Source organism: Streptomyces axinellae (assembly GCF_039532135.1).
Classification (GTDB): Bacteria; Actinomycetota; Actinomycetes; order Streptomycetales; family Streptomycetaceae; genus Streptomyces; species Streptomyces axinellae.
Map to the genome: position 1 here is coordinate 295,591 of NZ_BAAARJ010000001.1, position 19,033 is coordinate 314,623.

Annotated in this window: 19 protein-coding genes; 15 read left to right on the forward strand and 4 right to left on the reverse strand. The window is 71.6% G+C overall.

The features are described 5' to 3' along the window. Positions 1–114 precede the first annotated feature (114 nt). The 5 genes from argJ to ABD339_RS01190 all read left to right on the forward strand — a co-directional run bounded on the left by argJ (position 115) and on the right by ABD339_RS01190 (position 5,316). Positions 115–1,275 (forward strand): bifunctional glutamate N-acetyltransferase/amino-acid acetyltransferase ArgJ, encoded by a 1,161-nt coding sequence (gene argJ / locus ABD339_RS01170; RefSeq protein WP_344561180.1) that lies wholly within the window; start codon positions 115–117, stop codon positions 1,273–1,275. Beyond that, complete coding sequence (argB, locus tag ABD339_RS01175) at positions 1,272–2,210, forward strand: acetylglutamate kinase (RefSeq protein ID WP_344561182.1); 939 nt, start codon at positions 1,272–1,274, stop codon at positions 2,208–2,210. The genes argJ and argB overlap by 4 nt, the downstream gene beginning before the upstream one ends. Continuing rightward, entirely contained in the window at positions 2,207–3,403 is a 1,197-nt protein-coding gene (locus ABD339_RS01180; protein ID WP_344561184.1) for an acetylornithine transaminase, read from the forward strand. Before argB ends, ABD339_RS01180 begins: the two co-directional genes overlap by 4 nt. 20 nt (positions 3,404–3,423) lie before the next feature. Then, positions 3,424–3,951 (forward strand): arginine repressor, encoded by a 528-nt coding sequence (locus ABD339_RS01185; RefSeq protein WP_326691896.1) that lies wholly within the window; start codon positions 3,424–3,426, stop codon positions 3,949–3,951. Between the two features lie 183 nt (positions 3,952–4,134). Further along, positions 4,135–5,316 carry a PQQ-dependent sugar dehydrogenase gene (locus ABD339_RS01190; RefSeq protein WP_344561186.1) on the forward strand — a complete coding sequence of 394 codons (1,182 nt, stop codon included), beginning with the start codon at positions 4,135–4,137 and terminating at the stop codon, positions 5,314–5,316. 298 nt (positions 5,317–5,614) lie between these two features. Here ABD339_RS01190 and ABD339_RS01195 read toward each other — a convergent pair whose 3' ends face one another. Next, entirely contained in the window at positions 5,615–6,604 is a 990-nt protein-coding gene (locus tag ABD339_RS01195) for a bile acid:sodium symporter family protein (protein WP_425575848.1), read from the reverse strand. Between the two features lie 255 nt (positions 6,605–6,859). On the opposite strand from ABD339_RS01195, the gene ABD339_RS01200 reads away from it, so the two are divergent. The 6 genes from ABD339_RS01200 (at position 6,860) to ABD339_RS01225 (ending at position 13,501) form a co-directional block, all read left to right on the forward strand. Further along, the gene (locus tag ABD339_RS01200) at positions 6,860–7,240 is read left to right on the forward strand and encodes a DUF488 domain-containing protein (protein ID WP_344561187.1); all 381 of its coding nucleotides are present in this window, start codon (positions 6,860–6,862) and stop codon (positions 7,238–7,240) included. Between the two features lie 242 nt (positions 7,241–7,482). Continuing rightward, positions 7,483–8,925 (forward strand): argininosuccinate lyase, encoded by a 1,443-nt coding sequence (gene argH, locus ABD339_RS01205; protein ID WP_344561189.1) that lies wholly within the window; start codon positions 7,483–7,485, stop codon positions 8,923–8,925. Positions 8,926–9,105: 180 nt separating this feature from the next. Then, entirely contained in the window at positions 9,106–10,077 is a 972-nt protein-coding gene (locus ABD339_RS01210) for an aldo/keto reductase (protein WP_344561191.1), read from the forward strand. A gap of 123 nt (positions 10,078–10,200) precedes the next feature. After that, positions 10,201–11,274, forward strand: a complete 1,074-nt coding sequence (locus tag ABD339_RS01215) for an alpha/beta fold hydrolase (protein WP_344561193.1) — start codon at positions 10,201–10,203, stop codon at positions 11,272–11,274. Positions 11,275–11,393: 119 nt separating this feature from the next. After that, positions 11,394–11,945 carry a TetR/AcrR family transcriptional regulator gene (locus tag ABD339_RS01220; RefSeq protein ID WP_344561195.1) on the forward strand — a complete coding sequence of 184 codons (552 nt, stop codon included), beginning with the start codon at positions 11,394–11,396 and terminating at the stop codon, positions 11,943–11,945. Continuing rightward, a complete protein-coding gene (locus ABD339_RS01225; RefSeq protein WP_344561197.1) occupies positions 11,942–13,501 on the forward strand; it encodes an MFS transporter in 1,560 nt (519 codons plus the stop codon). Before ABD339_RS01220 ends, ABD339_RS01225 begins: the two co-directional genes overlap by 4 nt. Positions 13,502–13,629: 128 nt before the next feature. Here ABD339_RS01225 and ABD339_RS01230 read toward each other — a convergent pair whose 3' ends face one another. Continuing rightward, positions 13,630–14,310, reverse strand: a complete 681-nt coding sequence (locus ABD339_RS01230) for a lysophospholipid acyltransferase family protein (protein ID WP_344561199.1) — start codon at positions 14,308–14,310, stop codon at positions 13,630–13,632. Between the two features lie 385 nt (positions 14,311–14,695). Between ABD339_RS01230 and ABD339_RS01235 the strand changes: the two genes are divergently transcribed. The 3 genes from ABD339_RS01235 (at position 14,696) to ABD339_RS01245 (ending at position 17,166) form a co-directional block, all read left to right on the forward strand. Next, positions 14,696–15,871: a glycerophosphodiester phosphodiesterase gene (locus ABD339_RS01235; RefSeq protein WP_344561201.1), complete on the forward strand. Its 1,176-nt coding sequence runs from the start codon at positions 14,696–14,698 to the stop codon at positions 15,869–15,871. A gap of 132 nt (positions 15,872–16,003) precedes the next feature. Next, on the forward strand, positions 16,004–16,681 hold the full coding sequence (locus ABD339_RS01240; protein WP_344561203.1) for an RNA polymerase sigma factor: 678 nt from the start codon (positions 16,004–16,006) through the stop codon (positions 16,679–16,681). Beyond that, positions 16,672–17,166, forward strand: coding sequence for a GNAT family N-acetyltransferase (locus tag ABD339_RS01245; protein WP_344561205.1), 495 nt, complete (start codon positions 16,672–16,674; stop codon positions 17,164–17,166). The genes ABD339_RS01240 and ABD339_RS01245 overlap by 10 nt, the downstream gene beginning before the upstream one ends. Positions 17,167–17,307: 141 nt before the next feature. On the opposite strand, the gene ABD339_RS01250 is transcribed toward ABD339_RS01245, so the two are convergent. Together ABD339_RS01250 and ABD339_RS01255 are read right to left on the reverse strand one after the other, a co-directional pair. Beyond that, positions 17,308–17,745, reverse strand: coding sequence for a hypothetical protein (locus ABD339_RS01250; RefSeq protein ID WP_344561207.1), 438 nt, complete (start codon positions 17,743–17,745; stop codon positions 17,308–17,310). Further along, on the reverse strand, positions 17,738–18,109 hold the full coding sequence (locus ABD339_RS01255; RefSeq protein ID WP_344561209.1) for a hypothetical protein: 372 nt from the start codon (positions 18,107–18,109) through the stop codon (positions 17,738–17,740). Before ABD339_RS01255 ends, ABD339_RS01250 begins: the two co-directional genes overlap by 8 nt. Positions 18,110–18,180: 71 nt before the next feature. Between ABD339_RS01255 and ABD339_RS01260 the strand changes: the two genes are divergently transcribed. Next, positions 18,181–18,834 carry an HAD-IA family hydrolase gene (locus tag ABD339_RS01260; protein ID WP_344561211.1) on the forward strand — a complete coding sequence of 218 codons (654 nt, stop codon included), beginning with the start codon at positions 18,181–18,183 and terminating at the stop codon, positions 18,832–18,834. Positions 18,835–19,033: the final 199 nt, after the last annotated feature.

Sequence of the window (19,033 nt, forward strand, 5' to 3'; positions counted from 1 at the left end):
CGTGAGCGCCGCAAGGCCCGCCCGGCGCGGCGTACCGGCGACCGCCGGTCAGTCAGTACGGACAGCAGCCGCGCACTCCAGCCGCGCGGGCGCAGAAGCGAACGGAGAACAGCAGTGAGCGTCACAGCGGCCAAGGGATTCACGTCGTCCGGGATCGCCGCGGGGATCAAGGACAGCGGAGGCGCGGACCTGGCGCTCGTCGTCAATCAGGGGCCGAGCCGGGCCGCGGCGGGCGTCTTCACCTCGAACCGCGTCAAGGCGGCCCCCGTCCTGTGGTCCGAGCAGGTCCTCAAGGGCGGCCAGGTCTCCGCCGTCGTGCTCAACTCGGGCGGCGCCAACGCCTGCACCGGCCCCCTCGGCTTCCAGGACACCCATGCGACGGCCGAGAAGGCCGCCGAGGTGCTCGGCGACGCCCACAGCGCGGGCGAGATCGCCGTGGCCTCCACCGGGCTGATCGGGCAGCGGCTGCCGATGGACAAGCTGCTGCCCGGCCTCGGGACGGCGGTGGCGGCGCTCTCCCCGCACGGGGGCGAGAAGGCCGCGATCGCGATCAAGACCACCGACACCGTGCACAAGACCGCCGTCGTGGAGAGCCCGGCGGGCTGGACCGTCGGCGGCATGGCCAAGGGCTCCGGCATGCTCGCGCCGGGGCTGGCCACCATGCTCGTCGTCCTCACCACCGACGCCGAGGCGACGGCGGACGAGCTGGATGCCGCGCTGCGCGCCGCGACCCGCACCACCCTCGACCGGATCGACTCCGACGGCTGCATGTCCACCAACGACACCGTGCTGCTCCTGGCCTCCGGCGCGAGTCAAGTGCGCCCGGACGAGGCCGAGTTCGCGGAGGCCGTACGCGCCGTGTGCGACGACCTGGGCCAGCAGCTCATCCGGGACGCCGAGGGCGCCTCCAAGGACATCCGGATCGAGGTCGTGGGCGCCGCGAGCGAGGAGGACGCCGTACTGGTCGGCCGCTCGATCGCCCGCAACAACCTCCTCAAATGCGCCGTGCACGGCGAGGACCCCAACTGGGGCCGGGTCCTCGCCGCGATCGGTACCACGGACGCCGTCTTCGAGCCCGACCAGCTGAACGTCGCCATCAACGGCGTGCAGGTCTGCCGGGGCGGCGCCATCGGCGACGACCGGGACAAGGTGGACATGCGCTACCGCGAGGTCCGCATCACGGCCGACCTCGCCGCCGGGCCGGAGTCCGCCGTCATCTGGACCAACGACCTGACGGCCGACTACGTCCACGAGAACAGCGCCTACAGCTCATGAGCGGACCTCAGCCCACCCCGCGCAAGCACACCGCGCTGCCCAAGGCGCAGACCCTCATCGAGGCGCTGCCCTGGCTCACCCGGCACCACGGCAGGACCGTCGTCATCAAGTTCGGCGGCAACGCGATGATCGACGAGGAGCTGAAGGCGGCCTTCGCGCAGGACGTCGTCTTCCTGCGGCACGCGGGCCTGCGCCCCGTGGTCGTGCACGGCGGGGGACCGCAGATCAGCGCCCAGTTGGACAAGCTGGGGCTGGCCTCCGAGTTCCGTGCCGGGCTGCGGGTGACCACACCCGAGACCATGGAGGTCGTCCGCATGGTGCTGGCGGGGCAGGTCCAGCGTGAGCTGGTCAACCTCCTCAACCAGCACGGTCCGCTGGCCGTCGGCATGACCGGCGAGGACGCCCACATCCTGGCCGCCACCCAGCACTTCGCCGAGATCGACGGCGAGCGTGTGGACATCGGCCGGGTCGGCGACATCCACACCGTGGAGACCGGGGCGATAGAGGCGCTGCTGGACGACGGCCGCATTCCGGTCATCTCCTCCATCGCGCGCAGCGCCGACGGCGGGACGGGCGTCTACAACGTCAATGCGGACACGGCCGCCGCCGCACTGGCCGCCGCGCTGGGCGCCGAGACGCTGATGGTGCTGACAGATGTGGAGGGCCTGTACGAGGACTGGCCGCACAGCGACGAGGTCATCAGCCGGCTGACGGCGGGCGAACTGGAGACCCTGCTGCCCGAGCTGGCCAGCGGCATGGTGCCCAAGATGGAGGGCTGCCTGCACGCCGTGCGCAACGGCGTGCACACCGCCCGCGTGCTGGACGGCCGCGTGCCCCACTCCATCCTGCTGGAGATCTTCACCGATGAAGGCATCGGGACGATGGTCGTGCCCGACGCCGTACCCGACCCCCGGAAGGCGAAGGGCCCCGCATGAGTCTCGCCCACGACAACTCCACCCTCACCGGCCGCTGGCAGGGCTCGCTGATGAACAACTACGGCACCCCGCGCGTCCCCCTCACCCACGGCGAGGGCACCCGGCTGTGGGACGCGGCGGGCAGGCAGTACACCGACTTCGTCGGCGGTATCGCCGTCAACGCGCTCGGCACGGCGCACCCCGCGATCGTCCGCGCCGTCTCCGACCAGATCGCGACCCTGGGCCATGTCTCCAACCTGTTCATCGCCGAGCCGCCGGTCGCGCTGGCCGAGAAGCTGCTGGAGCTGGCCGGGCGGCCGGGCAAGGTCTACTTCTGCAACTCCGGAGCCGAAGCCGTGGAGGCGGCCTTCAAAATCGGCCGCCGCACCGGCCGGACGCACATGGTCGCCACCGAAGGCGGCTTCCACGGGCGCACCATGGGCGCGCTCGCGCTGACCGGACAGCCGGGCAAACAGGAGCCGTTCCGGCCGCTGCCCGGCGACGTCACCCACGTCCCCTACGGTGACACCGAAGCCCTGCGCGCCGCCGTCAGCGAGGAGACGGCGCTGGTCGTGCTGGAGCCGGTGCAGGGCGAGAACGGCGTCGTCGTCCCGCCCGAGGGCTACCTCGCGGCGGCCCGCGAGATCACCTCGGCCACCGGCACCCTGCTCGTCCTGGACGAGATCCAGACCGGCATCGGCAGGACAGGCCACTGGTTCGCCTCCCAGGCCCAGGGCGTCGAGCCGGACGTCATCACGCTCGCCAAGGGCCTGGGCGGCGGACTGCCGCTGGGCGCCACCCTCGCCTTCGGCGCCGCCGCCGAACTGCTGACCCCCGGGCAGCACGGCTCCACCTTCGGCGGCAACCCGGTCTCGTGCGCGGCGGGGCTCGCCGTGCTGGAGACGATCGCGGCCGACGGGCTGCTCGACCATGTCAAGCGCGTCGGCGCCCAGTTGCGGGACGGGATTCTCGGCCTCGGGCACCCGATGGTCGGTCAGGTCCGTGGCGCAGGACTGCTGCTGGGTATCGTGCTCACCGAGCCGGTGGCGCCGCTCGCCCAGCAGACGGCTCAGGACGCCGGGTTCCTGGTGAACGCTGTCGCTCCGGACGTGCTCCGGCTCGCCCCGCCGCTGATCGTGGGCGCGACGGAAGTGGAGGCGCTCGTCCGGGCCCTGCCCGCCGTCCTCGACGCGGCGGCGGAAAGACAGCGATGAGCCGAAGGGGTACGCGCACGATGACCGAGGAGCAGCACAACGGGCAGGCGGTTCCGCAGACGCGGATGGCCAGACACCGGCGGATCGTGGACATCCTGAGCAGACAGCCGGTCCGCTCGCAGAGTCAGTTGGCCAAGCTCCTGGCCGACGACGGGCTCACGGTCACCCAGGCGACCCTCTCCCGCGACCTGGACGAACTGGGCGCGGTCAAGATCCGCAACACCGGGGGTGAGCTGATCTACGCGGTCCCCGCCGAGGGCGGGGACCCCACCCCCAAGGCGCCGCTGGGCGAGTCGGCCAGCGAGGCCCGGATGGCCCGGCTCGCGGGCGAACTCCTCATCTCCGCCGAGGCGTCGGCCAACCTCGTCGTGCTGCGCACCCCGCCGGGCGCGGCCCAGTTCCTGGCCTCGGCCATCGACCAGGCCGGCGTCCACGAGATCATCGGCACCATCGCCGGGGACGACACGCTCCTGCTCATCAGCCGCGCACCCGACGGGGGACAGGCCCTCGCCGATCACCTGCTGGGCCTCGCCCAGAAGGAGCGCTGACCCAGAAAGAGCGCCAAGGGGGCCGGGGCCGGGGGCTTCCTCTGACAGGTACGCACCATTACTCTCCCTTTAGCCAGCAGCACACCCCCCACCCAGGTTGCTCACTGGCACGGGCAGCGCCTTCTCTCCTACGGCCCACAGCAGCCGGGTGACGAACCGTCCGCCGCCCCCGGGAGGATCACGGTGAAAGTTCGCACAGGCTCGGCCGTTGCCGGCACCTTCGCCCTGCTCGCCGCACTGACGTTATCCACGGCCTCGGCCCAGGAGCCCACGGGGCCCCCGGCAGCCGCCGCGACCGCCGGGAAGGCCGCGCCCCGGCAGGGGGACGCCGCGCTGACCAAGGTCACCGGGGACGCCGAGATGCCCACCGCCGGAGTCGCCGGCCCCGGCAACACCCTCTGGATCACCGAACGGCCCGGCAGAGTACGCGTCCTGGACAAGCAGGGGCTGGGCGCGCCCGTCCTCGACATCTCCGACGAGACCACCATCGACGGCGAGCGCGGTCTCCTCGGCCTCGCGTTCGACCCCGGCTTCGAGCACCTCTACATCTCGTTCACCAACCTCGAAGGCACCAGCACCATCGACGAGTTCGCCGTCGAGAACGGCGAACTCCGGCCCGACACCCGCCGCACCGTACTCACCCAGGAGCAGCCCTACTCCAACCACAACGGGGGCGACCTCACATTCGGCCCCGACGGCATGCTCTACATCGGCTTCGGCGACGGCGGCAGCGGCGGCGACCCGCACGGCAACGGGCAGAACCTCGACACGCTCCTGGGCAAGATGCTGCGTATCGATCCGCGCGGCGGCCTGCCCGAGAAGCCGTACGCGATCCCCGGGGACAACCCCTTCGTGGGCCAGAGCGGCGCACGCGGCGAGATCTGGGCGTTCGGACTGCGCAACCCCTGGCGGTTCTCCTTCGACGCGGCCAGTGGGGACCTGCTGATCGGCGATGTCGGGCAGAGCCTGCGCGAGGAGATCGACTGGGCCTCGGCCTACAGCCGGGGCGGCGAGAACTACGGCTGGTCCCGCATGGAGGGCTCGCTGCCCTTCCGCGACAACACCGAACCGGCCGGCCACGTACGGCCCGTCTTCGAGTACGACCACGACCCGCAACGCTGCTCGGTCACCGGCGGATACGTCTACCGGGGCAAGGCCATACCGCAACTGCGCGGAAAATACCTGTTCAGCGACTACTGCGAGGGCGCCATCCGGGCCCTGACGATGAAGAACGGCAAGGTCACCGGCGAGACCGACCTGGGGATCAGCGGCGGCGAGGTCGTCTCCTTCGCCCAGGACAGCGCCCGCGAGGTCTACGCCCTGGCACTCGACGGCAGCGTCTACCGCCTGGACCCCGCCGCGTAGCCGCTGGGCCGCCGCCCCGGCCCCGAAGGGGCGCGAGGCTGTGTCATATGCGGCTCCGCCGCGTGGGCGCGCCGAGCGCAGAACGCACCCGCACCCTGCGCGAGACAGGCAGGGGAACCCCGAAGGGGCGCGGGGAACTGCGCGCCCCGCGCGTACGACCTCGCACCCTGCACAGCACAGACAGGGGCACCCCCTACACAGCACCAGGAAAGAGGGCGACAGCGCCGTGCCCTCCCGGCAGGCTCCGGGAAGCCGCGGCGCGGGGGACAGGCCCCCGGGGCCGCTGCCCGCCCAGCGGCTAGCGGCCCCGCCGGGAGAGCCAGGCCGCCGCCAGGGCCCCGGAAACGTTGTGCCACACCGAGAAGACCGCGGCGGGCAGGGCGGCCAGCGGGCTGAAGTGGGCGGTGGCCAGCGAGGCCGCCAGGCCGGAGTTCTGCATTCCGACCTCGAAGGACATGGCGCGGCTGGCGGGCTCGCCCAGCCCGGCGAGCCGTCCGGCGCCGTACCCCAGGGCGAGCCCCAGGCCGTTGTGCAGGACGACCGCGAGCAGCACCATCAAGGCAGCCGACTTGATGGCGTCCGCGCTGCCCGCCACCACCACGGCGACGATCACCGCGATGGTCAGCGCCGAGAGCCACGGCAGCACCGGCAGCGCCCGCTTCACCAGCCGCGCCGCGACCAGCCGGACCAGCAGCCCGGCGAGTACGGGCAGCAGCACCGTCTTGAGGATGTCGGTCACCATCGAGCCGGCGTCCACCGGCAGGTACTCGCCCGCGAGCAGCAGCGTCAGCGGTGGCGTCACCAGCGGGGCCACCACCGTGGAGACGGTGGCCACGGACACGGACAGTGCCACATCGCCCCTGGCCAGATAGGTCACCACGTTCGAGGCGGTACCGCTGGGGGCGCAGCCCACGAGGATCACGCCGGCCGCGAGCTGTGGCGACAGGTGCAGGGCGTGTGCGATCAGCCAGCCCAGCCCCGGCATGAATATGTAGTGCGCCACCAGGCCGAGCGCGACCGCCCACGGCCGCTTGGCGACGCCCTTGAAGTCCTGCGGCGTCATCGTCACGCCCATGCAGAACATCACCACGCCGAGGAGGTAGGGCACCGCCTCGCCGCCGCCGGAGAACGTCCCCGGACTCACCAGGCCGAGGACTCCGGCGAGAAGTACGAGGAGGGGGAAGAGGGTCACCGCGCGGCGGGCGCCCCGCGCCTCGGCGGTGCTGCCGCTCGTGGTCTCGGTGGCGTCGGCGCCGGTGTCGGGCTGTTCGGTTCTGTCACTTCGCACCGTGTGAGAAAACGCCTGTTGGCGCGTACACGCAAGGGCGTCTCGCGATGTGACCTGCGGCCTTGTTGCGCGGGTCCACGGCGCTTCGCCCTTGGCGGGGCCGCGCAGCGCGAAGCGGGCGGTGGTGTGGACGGGGCCCAGGAGGTGTCGCAGCAGTCGCGCGAGACTCGGGATGCCGGTCGTGGAGGGACGTCGCCCGCACAATGTGAGACGTGTCAACATGCGAAGACGGCGCGGCGCCCGCACCCTGAATTCATGACCTCTCGCAAGAAGTTGACTGTACGAGTCCGCCGCGTCTACGAGGACCCGGAGCCCGGTGAGGACGGAGTGCGAGTCCTCGTGGACCGTGTGTGGCCGCGCGGCGAGTCCAAGGAGCGCGCGGCGCTGGACGCCTGGGAGAAGGCCGTGGCGCCCAGTACCGAGCTGCGCAAGTGGTACGGGCACGACCCGGAGCGCTTCGAGGGCTTCGCGGCCCGCTACCGCGCCGAGCTGGAGACCGAGGAGGGCGAGCAGGCGCTGGCGGACCTGCTCGCCCATGCCCCGCGCGGCGGCACGCTGACCCTGCTGACCGCCACGAAGGAGCCCTCGCTCTCCCATGCCCGGGTGCTGGAGGAGGAGCTGGAGAAGCGGGCGTGAGAGTAAGGGTGAGGGGCGGAGGCGGCGCCCCGGCCACGCGTTGACGAAACATGCAGAGGAATGCATACTTATGCTGTCTAGCGTACCGGCGATTCCGGTCCGGGCGGCACATTCACGGCACGGCGTGACCCGGCATAGTCTCGGGTCACCGCGCGTGCTGCCGTGCGCCAGGGCGCGCGACCGTACGCGCGGCGACCCGCAGTCAGCGAAGCAACCGCACGCACCCAGGAGCAGCGCACACAGTGAGCAGCACTGACAACGACAACAACGGCGGCGACGTCCGCCTCTGGGGCGGCCGGTTCGCCGACGGTCCCAGCGAGGCGCTGGAGAAGCTCTCCGCCTCCGTCCACTTCGACTGGCGCCTGGCGCCCTACGACATCGCCGGCTCCCGTGCCCACGCCCGCGTACTCCACGCGGCGGAGCTGCTCACCGAGGACGAGCTGCGGCGCATGCTGGAGGGGCTCGACCAGCTCGAACGGGACGTCGCTGACGGCTCGTTCGTGGGCACCGTCGCCGACGAGGACGTGCACACAGCGCTGGAGCGCGGCCTGCTGGAGCGCCTCGGCGCCGAACTGGGCGGCAAGCTGCGCGCCGGCCGCTCCCGCAACGACCAGGTGGCCACCCTCTTCAGGATGTACCTGCGCGACCACGCCCGGGTGCTCGGCGGGCTCCTCGCCGACCTCCAGGGTGCCCTGGTGGGGCTGGCCGAGGCGCACCCCGAGGTGGCCATGCCCGGCCGCACCCACCTCCAGCACGCCCAGCCGGTGCTGTTCGCGCACCATGTGCTCGCCCACGCCCAGGCCCTGTCCCGGGACGCGGAGCGGCTGCGCCAGTGGGACGCGCGGACGGCGGTCTCGCCCTACGGCTCGGGGGCGCTCGCCGGCTCCTCGCTGGGGCTCGACCCGGAGGCGGTCGCCGCCGACCTCGGCTTCGAGCGCGGCAGTTCGGCCAACTCGATCGACGGCACGGCCGCGCGCGACTTCGCCGCGGAGTTCGCCTTCGTCACCGCGATGATCGGCGTCGATGTCTCGAAGATCGCGGAAGAGATCATCCTGTGGAACACCAAGGAGTTCTCCTTCGTGACCCTCCACGACGCGTTCTCCACCGGCTCCTCGATCATGCCGCAGAAGAAGAACCCCGACATCGCGGAGCTGGCGCGCGGCAAGTCGGGCCGGCTGATCGGCAATCTGACGGGCCTGATGGCCACGCTCAAGGCGCTGCCGCTCGCCTACAACCGGGACCTCCAGGAGGACAAGGAGCCGGTCTTCGACTCCATCGACCAGCTGGAGATCCTGCTGCCCGCCTTCACCGGCATGATGGCCACGCTCACGGTGCACGGCGACCGGATGGGTGAACTGGCGCCCGCGGGCTTCTCGCTGGCGACCGACATCGCCGAGTGGCTGGTCAAGCGGGGCGTCCCCTTCCGGGTCGCCCACGAGGTCGCGGGCGAGTGCGTGAAGGTCTGCGAGCGCGAGGGCATCGAGTTGGACCAGCTCACCGACGAGCAGTTCGCCGCGATCTCCCCGCACCTGAGCCCGCAGGTGCGCACCGTGCTCAACGTCCCCGGCGCGCTCGCCGCCCGCGACGGACGCGGCGGCACGGCGCCGTCGGCTGTCGCCGCGCAGCTCGCCGACTTCCGCGCCGACCTGGACCTCCAGCGCGACTGGGCCGATGCCAAGCGCTGAGCGGACCTGAGCGGGCCCGAGGGTCCCGAGCGGCGCTGCTCAGCGCTGAGCCCGGCGCCCCGCCGCACCCTGACGCACCGTGGTCCGCACGGACACACGGGCCCCCGCACCGATGTGCGGGGGCCCGCACGCTGCCCGGTACGGTAGGGCCTCCCACCCAGCCGCCTGCCGGGAGACGCCATGCCCCTGACCCGCCTCGCCTCGGCGACGACCCCGACAGCCCACCTCGGGCTGGGCCTCGCCGCGATCGGACGCCCCGCCTACCTCACCCTCGACCGGGACGCCGAACTGCCCGGCGACCGCAGCCCCGAGGCGCTGCGCGCCCGCACCCACGAACTCCTCGACGCCGCCTACGCGCAGGGCGTGCGCTATCTGGACGCGGCCCGCTCCTACGGCCGCGCCGAGGAATTCCTGGCGGGCTGGCTCGCAGAGCACCCGGAGATCCAGGACGTGGTCGTCGGCAGCAAGTGGGGCTACGCCTACGTCGGGGAATGGCGTACCGAGGCCGACGTCCACGAGGTCAAGGACCACGGGCTCGCGGCGTACGAGCGGCAGCTGGCCGAGACCCGCGAACTGCTGGGGGAGCGGCTGGACCTTTACCAGATCCACTCCCTCACCCCGCAGAGCCCGGCCCTGAGCGACACGGCGCTCCACGAGCGGCTGGCCGAACTGGCGGCCGAGGGCGTCACCATCGGCTTCAGCACCAGCGGCCCCGCGCAGGCGGAGGCGATCCGCGCCGCGCTGTCGGTCACCGTCGCCGGCGAGCCCCTCTTCCGTACCGTCCAGAGCACCTACAACCTCCTGGAGCCCTCGGCCGGCCCCGCGCTGGCCGAGGCACACGACGCGGGGCTGAGCGTCATCGTGAAGGAGGGCATGGCGAACGGCAGGCTCGCGGCGGGTCACGCGCCCGGCCCACTGCGCGAGGTGGCCGAGGCGGCGGGCACGACACCCGACGCGGTCGCCCTGGCCGCCGTACTGCGCATGCCCTGGGCCAGTGTCGTGCTCTCGGGCGCCGCCACCGTCGGTGAGCTGCACTCCAATCTGCTGGGTGCGGCGGCCGACCTGGAGGAGTCCCAACTCGCCTCGCTGGCGGGCCTCGTGGAGGATCCGGCGGCCTACTGGCAGTACCGCTCCGAGCTGCCCTGGCACTGACGAGCGAGCCCCGATGCCGACAGGGGGCACGGGGAAACCCCAGGTCATGAGCTTCTAGTGAGCATGACATTCCGGATTCCGGGCAGGTCCCCCGTCGCACATTGACAACCGGGAGACCAGGAAATGAAAAAGGCATCGACAGCCGCAGTGGCGTTCACCCTCTCCGTGGCAGCGGTCGCGGGCGCCGTCGGATTCACCGCGGGAGCTTCCCACGCCGAGGCCGGGAGCCGCCCCGAGCCCGTCGTCCAGAACGAGTTCGACCCCCTCGGCCCGCCGATGCACCAGATCGAACACGCCGGCCGCACCGTGCACTACAGCGACACCGGGGAGAAGCACGGCGACCCGGTCGTCTTCATGGGCGGCACCGGCACCACCGCGCGTGCCGCCGGCATGACCGAATTCCTGCGCACCACCCGGGAGAAGCTGAACCAGCGCGTCATATCCGTCGAGCGCAACGGCTTCGGCGACACCGAGTTCGACAAGTCGCTCGGCTTCGAGGACTACACCTCCGACGTCAAGGCCGTCCTGGACAAGCTGGGCGTGCGCAAGGCGGCCGTCGTCGCGATCTCCGGCGGCGGCCCCTACGCCGCGCACTTCGCCGCCGAGGCGCCCGGCCGGATCGCCTCCCTCCACCTGGCGGCGGCGCTCCCGCCGTACGGGGCGAAGGCCGACTACTGCGGCAAGAGCGACAAGGAGCTGACGGAGTACTTCGGCGAGCAGATCCGCGACCCCCGCAAGTGGTGGGGCTACCCCGCCGACAGCCCCATGCACAAGATTCCCGGCTTCACCGACACGGCCGAGGAGGACGGCGCGCGCTCGTACTACCTGCGCGGCCAGAAGGGCGACCCGTCCGCGCAGGTCCATGAGCAGAAGCTCTACTGCGAGCGGCCCGGCCCCGACATGTCGCGGCTGAAGGCGCCGGTGTACGTCTACACCGGCCTCAAGGACGCCTCCGTGCCTCCCGCCACCCAGGCCCGCTGGAGCGAGGCACTGCCGAAGAAGCCGGTCACCCGGAAGTACGACGACAGCGGCCACGACGTGCAATACCGCCACTGGGACCAGATCCTGCTGGACATGGCCGGCTACGCCGACCGCACCCCGGTGTGCACGGGCAAGAAGACCCGGGTGCTGCCCGGGAACGAGGCGGCCCGTGCCCTCGAGCACGGTGCCACGTCGGGCAGTTGCGCCTGGCGTTGAGGCCCGCCCCCGAGGGGGGATCCTGAGCACTGGGCCCCGCCGCTCGCCCTCGCGTGCGGCGGGGCCACTTCTCTGTCTCGTGTGCGACAGTGGTGTCTCAAACGGTCTAACCTTGTCGCATGAATCTGGACAGGGAAGAGCTGCTGAGCACCGCGGCGGAAGTGCTGACCCGGCGCCCCACCTCGTCCATGGACGACATCGCCAAGGCCGCACGGATCAGCCGCGCCACCTTGCACCGGCACTTCGCGGGCCGCGACGCGCTGATACGCGCGCTCGAACAGCTGGGCCACCGCCGTCTGGAAGCGGCGCTGGACGCGGCCGGGACGGACGAGGGGGACGCCGCCGACGCGGTACGCCGCCTCATCGCCGAGACCGAACCCCTCGCCGGGTTCCTCGGCTTCCTCGTCACCGAGAACCAGCTGTTCGAACCGGGAGAACAGCACGAGGGCTGGATGAGGATCGACGAGCGCATCAGCGCCCTCTTCCGGCGCGGCCAGGCCGAGGGGACCTTCCGGCTCGACCTGACCCCCGCCTGGCTGACCGAGGCGCTCTACGCGCTGATCACCGCGTCCGCCTGGGCTGTCCAGGACGGCAGGGTCGCCGCGCGCGACTCCACCCACATGACCGCTGAGCTGCTGCTCGGCGGCGCACGACGGAGCATGGAGAGATGAGCAGCAAGATCGCCGGGCCCGGCTCCGGCCCCCGGGGTGCCGAGCCCCAGCCCCACTCGACCCGGCTGCGCTGGGTCGCGCTCGCGGTCCTGGTGCTGGCCGTGCTGCTGGTGGGCATCGACGTCACCGTCCTCGGCCTGGCAGCGCCCTTCCTCAGCGAAGACCTGCGCCCCTCCAGCACCCAGCTGCTGTGGATCGGCGACGTCTACTCCTTCGTCATCGCCGGGTTCCTGGTCTCCATGGGCAGCCTGGGCGACCGCATCGGCCGCAAGAAGCTGCTGCTGACCGGCTCGGTCGCGTTCGGCGGCATCTCGGTCCTCACCGCCTACGCGAGCAGCGCGGAGACGATGATCCTGTGGCGGGCCCTGATGGGCGTCGCGGGCGCCACCTTGATGCCCTCCACGCTCGCACTGATCCGCAACATCTTCCCCGACCCGCGCGAGCGCAGCCTGGCCGTCGGTATCTGGGGAGCCATGACGGCCGCGGGCACCGCCGTCGGCCCCCTCGTCGGCGGATTCCTGCTGGAGCACTATTGGTGGGGCTCGGTCTTCTTGATCAACCTGCCCGTGATGGCCCTCCTCGTCCTGGTCGGCATCAAGCTGCTGCCCGAGTCGAAGAACCCGGCCCCCGGCCCCTGGGACCTGCCGAGTGTGGGCCTGTCCATGGTCGGCATCATCGCCCTCGTCTACGCGGTCAAGGAGGCGGCGGCCTACGGTCTGCGCTGGGACATCGCCGCCGGCGCCGTGGTGGGTGTGGCCGCGCTGATCGTTTTCGTACGGCGCCAGCTGCGGCTGCCCCACCCGCTGCTGGACATGCGGCTGTTCAAGAACAGGGGCTTCACCGGCGCCGTCCTGGCCGATCTGCTGACCATCCTGGGGCTGTCGGGGCTGGTCTTCTTCTTGTCCCAGTTCCTCCAGATGGTCCAGTCCCGCAGCCCTTTTCAGGCAGGACTGGCCGAATTGCCCGCCGCGATCGGTTCGGTGGCCGCGGGTCTGCTCGCGGGCACCGTGGCGCGGCGTATCTCGGTGCGCGGTGCCGTCTCGGGAGGGCTGGCCGCCGTCGGCCTGGCACTGGGGGCCTGCCTCTGGCTCCAGGCGACGACCGGCTACCTGCTGCTGGGCAGCGTGCTCCTGGTCGTCGGCCTCGGCGCGGGGCTGGCCTTCACCGTGACAGCGGACGTCATCCTCTCCAGCGTCCCCAAGGAGCAGGCCGGCGCCGCCTCCGCCGTCTCCGAGACGGCGTACGAACTGGGAGCCGCGCTCGGTATCGCGCTGCTGGGGTCGGTCGTCACGGGTGTCTACCGCTCCTTCGTCACCCCGGCAGGCGTGCCCGAGGCAGCCGCCGAGGAGGCCAGACACTCGCTGGGGGAGGCCGTGCAGAGCGCGCACTCACTGGGCGGGGCACCGGGGGAGCAGCTGCTGGCCACCGCGCGGGACACCTTCACCGAGGGCCTGCGCTTCGGGGCGGGCGCAGGCGCGGTCATCCTGCTCGCCGCGGCGGTGCTGGCCTGGTGGCTGCTGCGCGGGCAGCGGCTCGGTGAAATCCCGGAGGACTAGCGAGGGGTACGCGTGAGGAGGGGAGGCAGGCAGGCCCATGGGCCTGGCGCCGCTGTGGACCCGCCCGTTACGGCGGACGCGCGGGCGGGCTCCGGGTGGGGTCCGCCCGCCCGGGTCCGGGGGGACCGCTAGGCGGCCTTCGCCTTGGTGGCGTAGATGTCCACGTACTCCTGGCCGGACAGCCGCATCACCTCGCTCATGACCTCGTCGGTCACGGCGCGCAGCACATAGCGGTCGCGGTCCATGCCGTCGTAGCGGGAGAAGTCCAGCGGCTCACCGAAGCGCACCGCGATCCTACGACCGCCGCCGATCTTGGGCAGGCCCTTGCCGCCCGGCTGCACCGCGTCGGTGCCGATCATGGCGAACGGCACCACCGGGGCGCCCGTCATCAGGGCGAGCCGCGCGATGCCCGTACGTCCCCGGTACAGCCGTCCGTCGGGGGAGCGGGTGCCCTCGGGGTAGATCGCGAAGAGGTTGCCTTCCTCCAGCACGCGCCGCCCGGTCATCAGGGCCGCGACGCCGCCGCGCCCGCCGTCCCGGTCCACCGGGATCATGCCGACGCCGGTGAAGAACCAGGCCATGAGGCGGCCCTTGAAGCTTTTGCCGGTGACGTACTCGTCCTTGCCGATGAAGAAGACCTGGCGGGTGGTGACCAACGGCAGAATCATCGAGTCGATGAACGTGAGGTGATTGCCCGCCAGGATCACCGGACCCGAACCAGGGATACGGTCGGCCCCTTCGACCTTCGGCCTGAACAGCACGCGAAGAAGCGGGCCGAGCACTGCCTTGAGCAGTCGGAAACGGGACAACGGACCCTCCGCCCAGTCGGTATCGGTCATGCGCACGGACGCGCAGATGAGGACGATACTCGCCGCTACCGGTGAGTCGCACGCCGGGTTCATTGCACCGATACGAAGAGTTGACGTGGTTTACGCCCCTATTGCGCACGCGGCCTTCCCCAGCCTCTCGCCGCACACGGCCGTCTCCCGGGAGACGGCCGTGCCCTGTGCGCGTTCTCTGTTCTCTCGGTTCGCCCGCACGCGCGGCCGTCCCTGATATGCCACCGTCCACCATCAGACGCGTGTTTCCCTCATGTTCCGCCTCATGTCTCCCCGGCGCTGTTCCGACGGTCCTACGATCGGCCCGACGTTCGGCAGGTGCCGGTCGCCGGTGCCACGGAGTTGAGGAGAGCGCATGGAAGAGGAGCAGCAGCCGGGCCGCAGAACCCTGCTCGGGGCGGCGGTACTGGGCGCGGCGGGCGCGGGCGCGATGGCGCTGGGCACCGGTACGGCGCACGCGGCCGGGGACGAGGCGGCCTCCGCGGGACGCTCCCGCGACCGGCACGGAGGCGGCGAACTCCCCTTCCCCGCCGTCATCGCCCACCGCGGCACCAGCGGCTACCGCCCCGAGCACACCCTCGGCTCCTACCAGCTCGCCATCGACATGGGTGCCGACGTCATCGAGCAGGATCTCGTCCCCACCAAGGACGGGCACCTGGTGTGCCGTCACGAGAACGACATCACCGCGACGACGGACGTCGCCGACCACCCCGAGTTCGCCTCCCGCAAGGCCACCAAAACCGTTGACGGGGCGAAGCTGACCGGCTGGTTCACCGAGGACTTCACGCTCCGGGAGCTGAAGACACTGCGCGCCAAGGAGCGCATCCCCGCGCAGCGTCAGCACAACACGCTCTACAACGGCCGCTGGGAGGTGCCCACCTTCGAGGAGGTCCTCGACTGGGCCGAGGAGCAGGGACGGCGGCGCGGGCGTCGTGTCTGGCTCCATGTGGAGACCAAGCACCCCACCTACTTCGCCAAGCTCGGCCTCGCCCTGGAAAAGCCCCTCGCCAAGCTGCTGCGCCGCTATGGCCGCCACAAGGCACACTCGCCGAACTTCGTGCAGTCCTTCGAGCCCAGCAGCATCGCCAAGCTGGGCAAGCTGGTGGACTGCCCCGGTGTCGTCCTGCTCGGCGCTCTCACCACCCGGCCCTGGGACTTCGTGGAATCCGGCGACCCGCGCACCGTCGCCGACCTGGTCAAGCCCGAGGGCCTCCAGTGGATCGCCGAATTCGCCCAGGGCATCGGGCCCACCCTGGAACTCGTGATCCCGCGCAACACGGACGGCACTCTGGGCGAGCCGACCACGCTGGTGCGGGACGCGCACGCGCGGAAGCTGCTGCTGCACCCCTACACCGTGCGCAACGAGAACACCTTCTTGCCCGTCGACTTCCGCAGGGGCCAGGACCCCAACGACTACGGTGACGCGTTCGGCCTCTTCAAGCGCTACTTCGCCACCGGCATCGACGGCCTCTTCTCCGACAACTGCGACACCGCGCTGCTGGCCGCCGAGGAATTCCGGGGCCGCGGCTGAGCCTCCTGGACACGCCCCCGCAAGCCGGTGGCGGTCCTCCGGCAGATCCGGCAAGCCTTCACGCGCCGCACCTGCGGGTGACATGCCGCCCGCTCCGCAACCACGGGGCGGGCGGTACGCGTGCAGCGGCGTATGACGGAACCCACCCTGCTGGACGCGCGGCTGCGCGCGCTGCTGCACGCCGAGTGCTCGGCGGAGGCCGCCGCACACCCCGGTACCGAGGCCGAGGACCTGCGGCAGAGCGTGTGGCTGCGCTGGCTGGAACACCTGAGCAGGCACGGGCTTCCCGCCGAACCTGCCGCCTGGCTGCGGCAGGCCGTCCGTGCCGAGGCCGAAACCGAAGCCGAGGCCGCGCGCCGCGCGACGGGGGAGACCCGTTCGGCGCGCCGGCCGGTCCCGCGCTCACCCGACGCCCACCGGGTCACCGCGGCCGACGGCAGGGCAGACAGCGTGAGCGACGCCGAGGCGCCGCTGCTGGCCGCCGAACGGCGCCGCACGCTGACCGAAGCGGTGACGCGGCTGCCGGGCCGCTGCCCCGCGCTGCTGGGCGCCATGCTGAGCGGAACAGACCGCACATACCCCGAAATCGCACATGAGTTGGGAATGTCACAGGGCAGTCTGGGCCCGCTGCGTTCCCGTTGTCTGGAATGCCTGCGCAGAATGCTCGCGACGGAGGTTGCACCCCCTGAACTTAGGGGAAGGGTGCGAGAGGCAACCGGCGTCACCAGGGCAGACAGCACGGGCGCGGCACCCTCACTCTCGCGTGCCCGCGCGCACACAACTTGGGGAGGCATGCGCACATGGGCATGAGCGTGACCATCTCTGCGGCGAGCGAGCAGGACGCCGAACAGATACTGAAACTGCAGTACCTCTGCTTCCAGAGCGAGGCCGAGCTGTACGGCGATTACCGCATCGAGCCGCTGGTCCAGACGCTGGAGGACTTCCGCGCCGAGTTGGCGCACAGCTGTGTGCTCGTGGCCCGGCTCGGCGAGGAGATCGTCGGTTCCGTCCGTGCCGTCGTCGATGAGGAGGGCACCGCCCGGATCGGCAGGCTGTGCGTGCACCCCCGCCTCCAGGGGCACGGGCTCGGCGGACGGCTGCTGGCCGCGGTGGAGAACCGCCTCGTCGCCGAATTCGACGCCAAGCGCTACCGCTTGGTGACCGGCAGCCGCAGTGAGGGCAGCCTCCGCCTCTACCGCAAGTTCGGCTACGCCCAGGTCGGCACCGAGCTGGACCGCCAGGTCACCTTGGTCTCCCTGGCGAAGGACGCCACCACATACGCCACCAGCGCGTAGTGCGCGCGAACCGGCGCCGGCTGACGCCGTGTTCGGCGGGGTCCGACGGGCCTCGCCGAACACGGCGTCGCTGTATCCGCTGTGTGCGCGGACGCGCTCCCCGCCCCCCGGCGTTGTTGCCGTGGTCGCCGTGACGGTGGTTCAGGCGTCCTCGGAGGCGCGCGAGCGGCGCAGCCACAGGAGCCCGGTCACCGGCAGCACGACCGGGATGAACAGGTAGCCCATCCCGTAGTCCGACCAGACCGTGGCGTCGGGGAAGGCCGAGGGCTCGGCGAGGGTCCAGGTGCCGACGGTCAGGACGCCGAGCAGTTCGACCGCGCAGCAGATGAGGGCCGCCTTGCGGGCGCCCTCACCGCCCCGGACGAGCGAGAGCGTGATGAACGCGTACACCAGCGCGGCCACCGCCGAGAGGACATAGGCCAGCGGCGCCTCGTCGAAGCGCGTCGAGAGCTGGACGATGGAGCGCGAGGCCGCGCCCACCGTGAAGATGCCGTACAGCGTGACCAGGAGCTTGCCCGGCCCGCTGCTGATGCCCCCGCGTGAAGTCGCGGGAGCGGCGTCCGTCGGCGTCTCAGGCAACGGTGCCGCCTCCCCAGATGTCGTAGAGCCGCACCTGGAGAACCGCCAGCACGACGGCGCCGGCCACGACCGTCAGCGAGCCCCACTTGGTGCGCTCCGTCAGCGAGATCAGTCCCACAACCGGCACACACGCCACGACCCCGACCAGGTACGACACGAAGATCACCGCGCCGTCCGCCGGGTCGTGCCCGCCGGCGAGCTGCACGATCCCCACCACGAGCTGCGCCAGCGCGAGAACCGTCACCACGGCCATGCCGATGAAGTGCCAGTCCTTGGTCGGCTGGTCGCGGTACGCCGCCCAGCCGCACCACGCGGCCAGCGCGAGCGCTGCCACGGCGAGCGTGACCGTCAGGGGGGTGAGCATGGACAGGAGTCTAAGAGGGCGCTCCAGGCCACCGGCGCGCGCCCCCGTACGCCGTCGTACGCTGGCACCTCATGAAGATCGAAGCCCCCGTGACCCTGCTGTTCGACAACGACGGCACCTTGCTGTCCTCCATGGAATCGGTGCTCCGCTGCTGGAGCGCCTGGGCCCGGGAGTTCGGGATCAGCGCCGAGGACTTCGCCGCCGTCGAGCTGCACGGCCGCCCCGCGGCCGAGATCGTCGCGGACCTGCTGCCGCCCGAGCGCGTGGCGGAGGCGGTCGCGCGGATCGCCGAGATGGAGATCGAGGACGTCGCGCACGGCGGCGTCGTCCCGCTGCCCGGCACCGCCGAGCTGCTGGCCTCGCTGCCGGCGGGCAGCTGGGCCGTCGTCACCTCCGCGACCCGCGAGCTGGCCGAGGCCAGGCTGCGCGCGGTGGGCATCGAGGCACCGCTTGTCATCGCCGCGGACGACATCACGCGCGGCAAGCCCGACCCCGAGCCCTATCTGCTGGCCGCCGGGAAGCTGGGCGCCGATCCGGCCCGGTGCGTGGTCTTCGAGGACGCCCCGGCCGGGCTGGAGGCGGGCCGCAGGGCCGGCATGTGGACGGTGGCGCTGGTCACGACCCACGCCCGCGAGGAACTGCGCGCGGACGTGGTGGTCGAGAACCTCTCCGCCGTCTCGGCGCAGGTCACAGCGGCCGGTGTGACGCTCACCGCAGCCGGCTGACCGGGCCGGGCGCGAGGGCGGGGGCGGGGGCGGGATCGAGCGCCGGTGTCCATGTTCGCGTCCAGCATGCGGACAGATGCCTCCGTTCGGCCCTTCCGGTCTGCTTTACTGAACACCATGAACACGACGAGCTGCCGCACCCTTGCGACCGACGCGAAGCACGCGCCGGGTGCTCGTTGTCCGCGTATGCGTGACTGCT